General features: G+C 56.7%; 10 protein-coding genes and 1 pseudogene. 7 read left to right on the top strand and 4 right to left on the bottom strand.

Going from position 1 to position 12,685, the window contains the following annotated elements:
- The first annotated feature begins 139 nt into the window (after positions 1 to 139).
- On the top strand, positions 140 to 613 hold the full coding sequence (locus C7H08_RS02440) for a fibronectin type III domain-containing protein (protein WP_227663229.1): 474 nt from the start codon (positions 140 to 142) through the stop codon (positions 611 to 613).
- Between the two features lie 18 nt (positions 614 to 631).
- On the opposite strand, the gene C7H08_RS02435 is transcribed toward C7H08_RS02440, so the two are convergent.
- Entirely contained in the window at positions 632 to 967 is a 336-nt protein-coding gene (locus tag C7H08_RS02435; protein ID WP_106670257.1) for a DUF2782 domain-containing protein, read from the bottom strand.
- 106 nt (positions 968 to 1,073) lie between these two features.
- Between C7H08_RS02435 and polA the strand changes: the two genes are divergently transcribed.
- On the top strand, positions 1,074 to 3,803 hold the full coding sequence (gene polA, locus C7H08_RS02430) for a DNA polymerase I (RefSeq protein WP_106670151.1): 2,730 nt from the start codon (positions 1,074 to 1,076) through the stop codon (positions 3,801 to 3,803).
- A gap of 206 nt (positions 3,804 to 4,009) precedes the next feature.
- Positions 4,010 to 4,381, top strand: a complete 372-nt coding sequence (locus tag C7H08_RS02425) for a hypothetical protein (protein WP_106670256.1) — start codon at positions 4,010 to 4,012, stop codon at positions 4,379 to 4,381.
- Between the two features lie 37 nt (positions 4,382 to 4,418).
- Here C7H08_RS02425 and C7H08_RS02420 read toward each other — a convergent pair whose 3' ends face one another.
- From C7H08_RS02420 to C7H08_RS02410, 3 genes are all read right to left on the bottom strand, one after another.
- Positions 4,419 to 5,840, bottom strand: a complete 1,422-nt coding sequence (locus C7H08_RS02420) for an OmpP1/FadL family transporter (protein ID WP_106670150.1) — start codon at positions 5,838 to 5,840, stop codon at positions 4,419 to 4,421.
- A 151-nt stretch (positions 5,841 to 5,991) separates the two neighbouring features.
- The gene (locus C7H08_RS02415) at positions 5,992 to 7,113 is read right to left on the bottom strand and encodes a PilT/PilU family type 4a pilus ATPase (RefSeq protein ID WP_106670149.1); all 1,122 of its coding nucleotides are present in this window, start codon (positions 7,111 to 7,113) and stop codon (positions 5,992 to 5,994) included.
- A gap of 42 nt (positions 7,114 to 7,155) precedes the next feature.
- Complete coding sequence (locus tag C7H08_RS02410) at positions 7,156 to 8,190, bottom strand: type IV pilus twitching motility protein PilT (protein WP_106670148.1); 1,035 nt, start codon at positions 8,188 to 8,190, stop codon at positions 7,156 to 7,158.
- 52 nt (positions 8,191 to 8,242) lie between these two features.
- On the opposite strand from C7H08_RS02410, the gene C7H08_RS02405 reads away from it, so the two are divergent.
- The 4 genes and pseudogenes from C7H08_RS02405 to C7H08_RS18520 form a co-directional block, all read left to right on the top strand.
- Positions 8,243 to 8,956, top strand: a complete 714-nt coding sequence (locus C7H08_RS02405) for a YggS family pyridoxal phosphate-dependent enzyme (protein WP_106670147.1) — start codon at positions 8,243 to 8,245, stop codon at positions 8,954 to 8,956.
- A gap of 63 nt (positions 8,957 to 9,019) precedes the next feature.
- The gene (gene proC / locus C7H08_RS02400) at positions 9,020 to 9,853 is read left to right on the top strand and encodes a pyrroline-5-carboxylate reductase (protein ID WP_106670146.1); all 834 of its coding nucleotides are present in this window, start codon (positions 9,020 to 9,022) and stop codon (positions 9,851 to 9,853) included.
- A gap of 22 nt (positions 9,854 to 9,875) precedes the next feature.
- Positions 9,876 to 10,460: a YggT family protein gene (locus C7H08_RS02395; RefSeq protein WP_106670145.1), complete on the top strand. Its 585-nt coding sequence runs from the start codon at positions 9,876 to 9,878 to the stop codon at positions 10,458 to 10,460.
- 259 nt (positions 10,461 to 10,719) lie between these two features.
- Positions 10,720 to 11,529: pseudogene (locus tag C7H08_RS18520) on the top strand (dynamin family protein); the annotation flags it as partial.
- Positions 11,530 to 12,685: the final 1,156 nt, after the last annotated feature.

Genomic DNA, 12,685 nt, shown 5'->3' with positions numbered 1-12,685 from the left:
TAATCGCACACTGATTTTTGGCAGCCCGTCTCCCGGTTTTATTCAGGCTCGATACGAACCAAAAACAGAGGGCCACGGCCCCGTATGCGAGTTCCCCATGATGTTTTCATTACCCCGACAATCAGGCCCTACGGCCCGCTTGCTGACTTTTACGGGCCTGTGCGTTTCGGCACTTATCATTGCCCCATTGCTATCCGGTTGCCAGGAAGACAGCCGCGCCAGCAAACTCGACCCCCATCGCGCCTCAGCTGTTGCAGACGCGAGATTAAAACAGGCGCAGTCCAACCTGATGGCGACATTCGGCCAGCGCACGCCAGACGCCAGAACCCCCCACGATAGTTTCGACGACCGGCAACCCACGTTGGCGTGGACCGCACCTCTGACTCGCGAAGACGGCTCGTCTCTGGCACCCGGCCAGATCTCCGGTTATCGAATCTATTATCGGCTGAAGCACACCAGAAAGTTCGACATTATTCCGCTGAGCGATGCCAGCACCACGCGCTACCCCCTTAACGGCATGCCGCCCGGGGCCTACGAATTTTCGATCAGCACGGTCGATGTGGACGGACTGGAGAGCAGGCGCTCAGAGCCAGTTCAGGTCAACCTTATCTGAGCAACCTGGAAAGCGGGGTTACCAGCGGAAAATAACCCAGCTGGGGATCAGCAAATCGGATTCCGAATCTTGAATCCAGCCGCCGCCGGAAGGCACCAGGTAGTACTCTGGACCCACTTCCGGCACAACTTTGATTTCCACAAGTTGGCCATTAACCCGGTATTCGTAGAACACTTCATTTTCGCCGGGGCGGATGACAATTTCCGGGCCAGCCTCGGGCGGCTGGTAATCGGAGACAACCACAGGCTCCTGGGGTGTTACCACCGGCGTGGCATCCAGCGCGCCCTCTTGCTGAGCCATCACTGGCACTGACGCAAGCCCGGCAAGCAAGGCGGAACAGGCGATTCGTTTCATTTTCGTGATACCCTTTGATTCATCTTTCTGGCTACAGAAATACTCTATTGTTAAAGAGTTGCATAAGCCAACCCACGCTTCAATCAGATTCCGGACCTGTTTTGACATGACTGAGAAAAAGACTCCACCCGTGGTTCTTGTGGACGGATCGTCCTACCTGTTTCGCGCCTATCATGCGCTGCCACCGTTGACCACCAGCAAGAATCATCCGACTGGCGCGATTAAGGGCGTCGTCAGCATGTTGCGCCGACTTGAGCAGGACTTTCCGGGCTCCAAAATTGTGGTGGTGTTTGACGCCAAGGGCAAAACCTTCCGCCATGACCTGTATGAAGAATACAAAGCCAACCGGCCGCCTATGCCAGAAGACCTGGCCATGCAGATTGAACCGATTCACGAGATTGTCCGGGCCATGGGCCTGCCATTGTTAATTGTCACGGGAGTGGAAGCCGACGACGTGATCGGCACCCTGGCCTACGAAGCCACCAGCAAAGGCATTGATGTGGTGGTGTCTACCGGCGACAAGGACATGGCACAGCTGGTCAGTGACCACGTTACCCTGATCAACACCATGACCGAAACCGCCATGGACCGGGACGGGGTGATCGAAAAGTTCGGCGTGACGCCAGAGCAGATCATCGACTACCTGGCTCTGGTGGGTGACAAAGTAGACAATATACCGGGCGTAACCAAATGCGGCCCGAAAACCGCCGTTAAATGGCTCGAAACCTATAACGATCTTGACAACCTGATTGACCACGCTGACGAGATCAAAGGCAAGATTGGCGAGTACCTGCGCGCCGCCACCAACACCCTGCCCCTGAGCCGTGAACTGGCCACCATCCGCCTGGATGTGGAGCTGGCGTTCGGACTGGAAGATCTGGAACACCGGCAGCAGAAAGACGACGAGCTTTTGAAACTGTTCCGGGAATACGAGTTCCGCGCCTGGATCGCCGAACTCGAAAACAACAGCGCCGGCCAACAGGCCGAGCCTGCCATCTCTGAGCCTGAACCTAAACAAACCATTGAGAAGCGTTACTCGGTGATCACCGATCAGGCCGAATTTGACACCTGGCTGGTCCGACTGACCGCCGCCGATCAGTTTGCCTTCGACACCGAAACCACCAGCCTGCGCTATATGGACGCAGAAGTGGTAGGCGTGTCGTTCGCCATCGAACCGGGTGAAGCCGTGTATGTTCCCCTGGGCCATGACTATATGGGCGCACCGGATCAGCTGGACCGTGATGACGTACTGAACCAGCTCAAACCACTGCTGGAAGACCCTAAGCAGAAAAAAATCGGCCAGAACCTGAAATACGACAAGAACGTGCTGGCCAACCATGGCATTCATCTGGAAGGCATTGCCGACGACACCATGGTGGAGTCTTACGTACTCAACTCCGTCGCCATCCGCCACGACATGGACAGCCTGGCCCGTGAGTATCTGGGTGAGCAAACCATTACCTTTGAATCCATTGCCGGCAAAGGTGCCAAGCAGCTCACCTTCAATCAGATTGATCTGGAAAGAGCCGCGCCCTATGCCGCAGAAGACGCCGACATCACCCTGCGCCTGCACCACGCCTTGAGCCCGAAGCTGAAAGAGACCGGTCAGCTGGAATCCGTGTATCGGGACATCGACCTGCCGCTGATACCGGTACTGTCCCGCATGGAACAGCGCGGCACCCTGATCAGTGCCAGCACTTTGCGCCAGCACAGTCAGGAGCTGGCCGAGCGCATGGCCGAGCTTGAAAAAGAAGCCCATGAGGTGGCCGGTGAAACCTTCAACCTGGCCTCGCCCAAGCAGCTGCAGACCATTCTGTACGACAAGTTTGGCCTGCGGGTGATCAAAAAAACCCCGAAAGGCGCACCGTCCACCGCCGAGCCGGTACTTCAGGAGCTGGCCCACGAACATGAACTGCCCCGGTTGATCGTGGAGCACCGCAGCCTGAGCAAGCTAAAGTCTACCTATACCGACACCCTGCCCGAGCTGATCCACCACCGTACCGGCCGGGTACATACGTCCTATCATCAGGCGGTGACCGCTACAGGCAGACTGTCATCTTCTGAGCCCAACCTGCAAAACATTCCCATCCGCACGCCCGAAGGCCGTCGGATTCGCCAGGCCTTTATTGCCCCTAAAGGCTATAAACTTCTGGCAGCAGACTATTCCCAGATTGAGCTACGGATCATGGCGCACCTGTCTGGCGATAAAGGCCTGCTGACCGCGTTCGAGCATGGCGAAGATATCCACAAAGCCACCGCAGCTGAAGTCTTTGGTGTCAGCCTGATTGAAGTGACCTCCGACCAGCGTCGCAGCGCCAAGGCCATCAACTTTGGCCTGATCTATGGCATGTCGGCCTTTGGCCTGGCCCGCCAGCTGGATGTAAACCGCACCATCGCCCAGGAGTACATTGACCGTTACTTCGACCGTTACCCGGGGGTACTCAAGTACATGGACAACATCCGCAAACAGGCGCACGACGACGGCTACGTAGAAACGCTGTTCGGTCGCCGCCTGTATCTGCCGGAGATCAACGCCCGCAACAAGCAGCTGCAGCAGGCTGCGGAACGTACCGCCATCAATGCCCCTATGCAGGGCACCGCCGCCGACATCATCAAGCGGGCCATGATTGAGGTCGACACCTGGCTGCACCAAGAGCATGCCGACAATGCCTGCATGACCATGCAGGTTCACGATGAACTGATTATCGAAGTCCGGGAAGATGTTGTAGAGCAGGTCAAAGCCGGTCTGGTGAAGCGTATGTCGGCGGCCGCCAGCCTGGATGTACCTCTGCTGGTGGAAGCCGGTGTAGGGGATAACTGGGATCAGGCGCACTGACCAACCCGCCACCATCACACCTTCAGATATCGCCCTGTTTTTGGCCATTTTCAGCAAGGCGGCACAAAAACAGGGCGGCCTCCCCGCTCGGTATGCCTGAACTCCGCTCGATTCACGGCATTTGACGACGGCACGAATTCTGCTTTGTATTCCGTGTCTGGGCGTAACCATGCCCCAATGCAGTGACATCGATGCGAGGCCTTTCCATGAATTCCGTAGCGAGTGAACGCAGCTGGCTTTTCGACCCCTCCCTCCTGAAACTGGTGCACCAGTGTCGGCGATTGATTCAGTCCGAATTTGGCGTAAAACTCCACCTCAATGAAGACCACCTCGAAGAGCATCTGGCCGAATACGCAGGAAAAACCCGATCCCAACACTTGGTGCACACCTGGGAGGCGCTGAAACAAAGGGTACCGGAACTGAGCCAGATCAGTGCTGACCAGCCAGCTGCAAAAACCTACCGGGGCCAGCCCATCGCTAATGATGATGACGTGAAAGTGCGAAACGGGGAGCCGGGAGAAGAGGAAGCCCGGCCACGGAAGAAGCAGGTGATTTACCGCGGCCAGGTGGTAGGCTGATCCGGAAACCGGGCCAGCCATTCGCGAGAGCAGAAGCTTAAAAAGCTTTACTGAACTCGATAGCAGCGCTCCATGCGCTCAGGTCGTACTCGGCCTGGTAGCTAGATAGGCTAACGGGATCACCGGTTGGATCGTCGTGGCTATACTCACGATCATTAACCTTTGCGTTGCTATCGAAGATCAATGTTCCGACCGCCGCGTCGACTGTCCATCCGCTGGCAACATCTTTCCACTGCGCGCCCAGAGTCAGCCAATGCCTATCTGTAGAAGGAATACGGGCAGTGACATATTCATCAACAGGCGATTCGTCAAAGGCGTAACCCGCTTTGAATGCCCATGCAGGCGTTGCCTGCCAGATACCGCCCACGTTGAACTGCCAGGTATTTTTCCACTCCTCAGTCACGTGGTTGATCGGGTCAGGAGGAGTTTGCGTAGGGCTAAGTCCACCGAGAATCTGTGAAACACTCCCTGAACCACCTTCCCGACTGACAATGTCGAGCTCCTCGAAGCGGCTCCAACGAGCATACGCTGCCCCGGCCAATAAGGTAATCTCATCCATCAATTTGTGCCGGACTCCAAACGTTATGCTTTCGGGGATAGCCAGCGGGACTTCCACTCTTTCGTCAGCGGATGCAGGCAAGCCAAGATTCGCGGGCAATCCAGAGACCTCCATATCACCCTTCAGGTTCAGCTCGGTCCCAGTCTGGGCGCTCAAACCAAACTGGGTGCGATCTGACAGCTCATACAAGAACCCGACGCGGAAAGTGACGCCGATGTCATCGCCTTCAACGTCCGCGTAGGGCTCCGGGGCCTTAAGAGCCAAATTTTGATCCCCAGTAGCCTGTAAAACCGCACCCGAAAGATCCTGATACCGGCTCAACCGGCCTTCTGCATAAATAATATTAAGACCCAAGCCCATCGACAGACCTTCGCCGTTGTTAATAGCGATAGAGGGAGTCAATGCGATTGCCGTCAACTCAGTCTTATCCGCAAAAAAGCGACCGGCAAAGTCATTCTCGTAGTCAGCAGCAAGCCCGTATGGGGCGTGAATACCAAACCCCACATCGATGGAGTCATTGACTTCATGAGTCATATAAAAGTTTGGCAGCACGGCGGGGTCAGCAATATCGCCGCCGCTCCTGTAATCCCCTCCGTCAACGGCCTGCCCGATAGCGCCGGTGGCCTGAATACTGGATGTCTTCGCCTCAGCAGTAATATCCAGAACCGCCGCACCAAACGAAATATTGGTGCCCGACAACTGGCTCATGCCTGCCGGGTTAAACAGTACCGTGGTCGCGTTTTCAGGATTGGCCGTAGCACCGGCGTTGGCCACGCCCATCTGGCTGGCGCTCTGTTCGTTCAGCGAAAAACCACCCGCCATGACATTGACTGGCGCGACCATCGCAGCGAGGGTAGCGAGGCGGATTGCCTTTACAAGTGTATTAGTATTTTTGTGCATGGTGTCTCCTTATAGATCTCGCGCGGAGTATACGCAGCACATAGCAATGGCCTCAAATGCTATTACTACTGGTTACCTTTCCTAATTAATTACGACTTTGGTATGACAATGGCCCCTGAACAGGGGCCACTCACAAGGCAGGAGGGGCTGTTCAGTCGCCCTGGATGGTCAGCTTGTCGACCGAAGAGGACAGCTGGTCTGCGCCCTGGGCATTGGTGCCCAGCTTGATCATCAGGCGCAGATCATTGGCAGAGTCGGCGTGGGCCAGAGCATCCTCATATGTAATGGAGCCTTCCGCGTAGAGCCTGTACAACGCTTGATCGAAGGTCTGCATCCCAGACTCATTCGACTTCGCCATCAGCTCCTTGAGCTTGTGTACATCGCCTTTGCGAATAATGTCCGCCACCAGCGGGGTGTTGATCAGCACCTCAATAACCGCCTTTCGCCCGGTACCATCCGGTGTCGGTATCAGCTGCTGCGCCACAATAGCCCGAAGGTTCAGGGATAAATCCATCCAGATCTGGTTGTGCTGCTCATGCGGGAAGAACTGGATAATCCGGTCCAGCGCCTGGTTGGCGTTGTTGGCGTGGAGGGTGGCCAGGCACAGATGACCGGTTTCTGCGAACTGCACCGAGTACTCCATGGTCTGGCGGGTACGCACCTCACCAATCAAGATCACATCTGGCGCCTGCCGAAGTGTGTTCTTCAGAGCCACTTCAAAGTTTTCGGTATCAATGCCCACCTCACGCTGGGTCACGATGCAGCCCTGATGCTGATGCACAAATTCGATCGGGTCTTCGATGGAGATGATATGACCCCGACTGTTCCGATTCCGGTGGCCCAGCATGGCCGCCATTGACGTGGACTTACCGGTACCGGTAGCACCCACGAACATGATCAGGCCACGCTTGGTCATGGCCAGATCCTTGACGATTTCCGGCAGGGACAGTTCATCAATCTGCGGAATCTTCACCTCGATCCGACGCAGCACCATGCCGCACAGGTTGCGCTGGAAGAAGGCGCTGACCCGGAAACGACCGATGCCCCGGGCGCTGATGGCGAAGTTACACTCGTGGGTATCATCGAATTCGGCGCGCTGTTTGTCATTCATCGAGCCATAGACAAACTCCCGGGTCTGCTCCGGCGTCAGGGCATTTTTGGTAACAGGCAGCACCTTGCCGTTCACTTTCATGCTGGGGGGCACGCCTGCCGTAATAAACAGGTCCGAACCACCCTTTTCTACCATCAGCCGCAACAGTTTATCGAATTCCATGCTCTTACCTATTGTTCAATCTATGGTGTCGGATTACACCGATCAGAAGTTATCCGGCATTTTCGCTTTGGCTCGCGCCTGTTCGCGAGAAATCAGACCTTTCTGCAACAACTTCTCCAGACACTGGTCCAGGGTCTGCATGCCCAGAGACGCACCTGTCTGGATCGATGAGTACATCTGGGCGATCTTGTCTTCCCGGATCAGGTTCCGGATTGCCGAGGTGCCGATCATGATTTCATGGGCCGCAATCCGGCCGCCGCCCATCTTCTTCATCAGGGTCTGTGAGACAACCGCCTGCAAAGACTCAGACAACATCGACCGGACCATGGATTTCTCTTCCGCCGGGAACACGTCGACCACCCGGTCGATGGTCTTGGCAGCAGAGGTGGTGTGCAGGGTGCCGAACACCAGGTGGCCGGTTTCCGCGGCCGTCAGAGCCAGGCGAATGGTTTCCAGATCTCGCAATTCGCCCACCAGAATGATGTCGGGGTCTTCCCGCAGCGCTGAACGCAAGGCTTCGTTGAAACCCAGGGTATCCCGGTGCACTTCCCGCTGGTTGACCAGACATTTCTTGGATTCGTGCACGAATTCGATAGGGTCCTCGATGGTGAGAACGTGCTCATAACGGGTATCATTGATGTAATCGATCATCGCCGCCAGCGTGGTGGACTTACCGGAACCGGTCGGTCCGGTCACCAGCACCAGCCCACGAGGTACGGAAGACACGTCCTTGAAAACCTGGCCCATGCCCAGATCTTCCATGGTCAGTACTTTCGAGGGGATGGTCCGGAATACCGCGCCGGCCCCGCGATTCTGATTGAACGCGTTGACCCGGAAACGGGCAACACCAGGTACCTCAAACGAAAAATCGGTTTCCAGGAATTCTTCATAATCCTTGCGCTGCTTGTCGTTCATGATGTCGTAAATCAACCCGTGCACTTCTTTGTGCTCCATCGGGGGCAGGTTGATACGGCGAACATCGCCATCGACACGAATCATTGGCGGCAGACCGGAGGACAGGTGCAAATCCGACGCACCCTGTTTGGCCGAAAAGGCAAGCAGTTCAGTAATATCCATAGGATTCCTCGGAGGGCTTTTTCTTTTAGTCTATAAGCGGCAAACTCACACCATGAGCAGCATAGCAGACAACATCGGGAGCGTAACCCGACGCATACAAAAAGCAACATTGACCGCGGGCCGGAAGCCCGGCAGCGTGCAGTTACTGGCTGTCAGCAAGACCCGCTCACCGGAAGAGCTCCGGGCTGCCGCCGACGCAGGGCAAATCGCTTTCGGTGAAAACTACCTTCAGGAGGCACTGGACAAGGTGGCCGCGCTAAACGATCTGAACCAGATCGAATGGCACTTCATCGGCCCAATCCAGTCTAACAAAACCCGGCAGATTGCCGAGACGTTTGCCTGGGCACACAGTGTCGACCGGCTGAAGATTGCGCGGAGGCTAAGCGAGCAGCGGCCAACCTCTCTGCCGCCCCTGAATTTGTGCCTGCAGGTCAACATCAACAGTGAGGCTAGTAAATCCGGTTGCGCGCTGACCGACCTGCCAGAACTGGCCGCCGCCGTCGGTGAACTGCCGAACCTGAAACTGAGAGGCCTGATGGCAATCCCTGACCCAGGTCAATCCGAGTCAGAATTGCGCACCAGCTTCCGAACACTGGCCAATGCGCTGCGCGCCCTCAAGCAAGAGCAGCCCGAGGCCGGCCCACTGGACACCTTGTCGATGGGAATGTCGGATGACCTGGAGGCGGCCATTGCCGAAGGCGCAACCTGGGTACGAGTAGGCACAGCACTGTTCGGAACCCGGCCACCCAAACACAGCCAGAGCTGAATTGGCCGGTTCCTGCTATGATCTCAATCAACCTATTAACCGACCCATGCCCTGGAGTAAATCTTGAGTAAATCACCCACGATTTCTTTTATCGGTGCCGGCAACATGGCCAGTGCCATCATTGGCGGCATGCTGGACAGCGGCTATCAGGCTAATGATATCTGGGTCAGCGCCCCAGCCGATGACCATCTGCAGACCATTCGCAAACGTTTTGGCGTGAGCGTGACTACCGACAACCGCTACTGCGCTCAGCAGGCAGACATTGTGGTGCTGGCGGTAAAGCCACAGGTGATGGCCGAAGTGTGCAGTGACATTGCCCCGGTGGTTCAGAACACCCGCCCGCTGATGGTGTCGATTGCCGCCGGCCTGACCGTAGAGACCCTGGACCAGTGGCTCGGTGGCGGTATGCCGTTGGTGCGGGTCATGCCGAACACCCCGTCTCTGGTTGGCAAAGGCGCAGCCGGCCTGTTTGCCAACGACCAGGTCAAAACTGACCAAAAAGACGCGGTGCAGTCGATGTTTGAGAGCGTTGGCACGGCGTTGTGGGTCGATGACGAAAATCTGCTGCACGGCGTGACAGCGTTGTCTGGCAGCGGGCCCGCCTATTTCTTCCTGATGCTTGAAGCACTGGAAGAAGCCGCGACCGCCGCCGGCATTACACCCGCAACGGCCCGGGAGCTGGCCATCCAGACCATGGCCGGTGCCGCTGAAATGGCAGGGCGCAGTGATCAGGACCCGGCCCAGCTCAAACGTAACGTGATGTCGCCCGGTGGCACCACAGAGCAAGCGGTCAACACCTTCGAGGAGGGTGGCCTGAGAGATCTGGTGAAAAAAGCTTACGGTGCCGCGTTCGAGCGCTCCCGGGTAATGTCCCGGGAAATGGCAGACAAACAGTAATCGATAACGGAGACACGGCTTCATGCTGGCAGATATTGTGATTACGATCTTGCTGATCGCATCCACCTTTTACATGACCATTGTACTGCTGCGCTTTCTGTTGCAGCTGGCCCGGGCCGATTTCTACAACCCGATCACCCAGTTTGTGGTGAAAGCTACCAATCCACCCTTGCATCCCATGCGCCGGGTTATCCCGGTATTAGGCGGCATTGACGGTGCCGCCCTGGTGCTGGCCATAATCATTCAGGCCATCACCTTCTTTCTGATTCTGGTAGCTTTGAATGGTGGCATACCGGCGATCAATCCGCTGACCCTGCTGGTCTGGGCCGTGCTGAACGTGCTTGGCCTGATCGTGAAAATCTACTTCTGGTCGGTGATTGCCGTGGTAGTGGTGAGCTGGATTGCACCGCAAAGCGGACATCCGGCCATTCAACTGGTAGCACAGATCACCGAACCCGTGATGCGTCCGGTGCGCAAGATTATGCCTTCAATGGGGGGGCTGGACCTGTCCCCGATCATCGTGTTTCTGATCCTGAACGTGATTTCGGTGATGATTGATCACATGAAGCTGGCCGCCGGACTGGGCGCCATTGGCCTGGGAATGTAACCTGCATCACAAGTATACATTTCTTTACAGACTTACCCGCCTCTAAAAAAACCAGGGCTGCAGAGTCAACCAATTGATCCTGCAGTCTTTTTTTGTTTTTGGCGCTGAACACGCGGTAAAACACCGACTGGCTCACCGCAACTGCCTGAACAAACAAGCTATCCTTAACGTCATTTAACTCAGGAAGCCAGAGGTACGCCGGGAACTCTCCGGAAGCTCCCTGGGAGAGAACCCGGAAGTCGCGCAGAAGGATGATCCAATGAATCAGCAGGGAACTCTGTCGCAGCAGGTTGAGGCCTATCACAACTGGAAAAAAGAGCTGATCCGGCAAATTGGCCGATATCGGTTGTGGCTGCAGGACAACAATCTATTCTCTGAAGACGTCAGTACTCGTATCCGGCATGGTCTTGAACTGCTTATCGAAGATGAGCTGACCATTGCCTTTGTCGGCGAGTACTCACGAGGCAAAACCGAGCTGATCAACGCGCTGTTTTTCGCCGAATACGGCCAGCGCATGCTGCCATCGCAAGCCGGCCGGACCACCATGTGCCCTACTGAGCTGTTCTACGACCGCAGCGCCAACCAGAATTATCTGCTATTGCTGCCGATCGAGACCCGGACCGGCGAGCTCTCTCTGCAGCAACTGCGCAAACAGCCGGAGCGCTGGGTCAAGCACGACCTCGATGAGCGTAATCCCGAGATCATGCGTGAGGTGCTGGCCGAAGTTGCCCGGGTCAAGAGCGTTGCGCCGGACGAAGCCCGAAAACTGGGTTTCGACGAAGACATGCTCGAGCATGATCGCAACAATCCCGGCAACGTACTGGTGCCCGCTTGGCGAAACGCCCAGATCAGTATTCGTCACCCGATGTTCGAACGGGGCCTTCGCATTCTCGATACGCCGGGCCTGAACGCCTTGGGCTCTGAGCCCGAGCTGACCATCAGCATGCTGCCCCGGGCTCATGCAGTCATTTTTGTGTTGAGCGCCGACACCGGCGTGACCGCCAGCGATATGACCATCTGGAAAGAGCACATCGACACCGAGCACGCCGATCATCGCGCCGGTCGCTTTGCGGTGCTGAACAAGATTGACGTGATGTGGGACGACCTGCAAGGCGAGCAGCACACCAACGATGCCATCGAACGGGTGCGCAGCTACACCGCTGATCACTTGAGTATCCGTCAGCAGGATGTGATTCCACTGTCAGCCAAGCAGGGTTTGCTGGCCCGGGTGCGCAAGGATAGCGAGCTGTTGCAGCGCTCCAACATCGGCCAGCTTGAGCATCTGATTATTCAGCGCATTCTGATGCACAAAGAGCAGCTGATTACCCAGAACCTGATCAACGATCTGTTGGGCATGTTGCAAAACAGTCAGGCCGCCATGCAATACCGCCTGGAGTCGCTGGAAGAAGAGCGCCAGGCCTGCACCGGCACAACCATGGACAAACCGGCACTGAGCCGGATGGCGGACCGGGCCCAAAAAGATTACGACTTCTATTACAAGAAACTGATCACGCTGCGCTCATCCCGACGACTGATGGGCTCCCAAGGCGACATGCTGACAAAGCTGGTAGCCGAGGACCGGTTTGAAAGCCATGCCGACAAGGTCCGCCACATGATGTCCAAAAGCTGGACCACCGCCGGCATGAACCGGGCCATGGATCACTTCTTCGAACTGCTGGAAAGCGACCTGAGCAACCTGCTCGCCGAAGGCCGACTGGCGGAAAAGATGGTCGCTGCTATTTATCGCCGATACAACGAAGACACCCGGGCAAGACATCTGGAGCCGATTCCGTTGCGAGCAGGTCGTCACGTCATCGCCATCCGGGAGCTTCGCAAAAAGGCCAAGCGTTTCCGCATCAGCCCGAAGAATCTGCTCACCGAGCAGTCACTGCTGGTTCGCCGGTTCTTCAACGTGATGGTTGGCGAGGCCCGCACCCTGCACGATAGAGTACGCAAAGACGTCGAACGCTGGCCGCAGGAGGCTCTGCTGCCGATCATGCAGTACTCCATGGAGCAGAAGCAGCTGCTGGAACACCAGATTCGCCGCCTGCGGGACATGGTGCGCAGTGACCGGGACAGCCGCGCCGAACGGGAACGGCTACAGAACACCATTACCGACCTGAAGCGGCAGCTGGAGCTGGCCGACGCCATGATGCGACAAATCCGTAAACCGGCCCCCACCATGATCCAGCAGAAAGTCGTCAATATCTCCGGCGCCGTTTGAG

It is taken from the genome of Marinobacter halophilus (genome assembly GCF_003007685.1).
Taxonomy (GTDB): Bacteria; Pseudomonadota; Gammaproteobacteria; order Pseudomonadales; family Oleiphilaceae; genus Marinobacter; species Marinobacter halophilus.
Note: the sequence above shows the minus strand (reverse complement) of the source record. Positions and strands in the feature narration are given on the sequence as shown.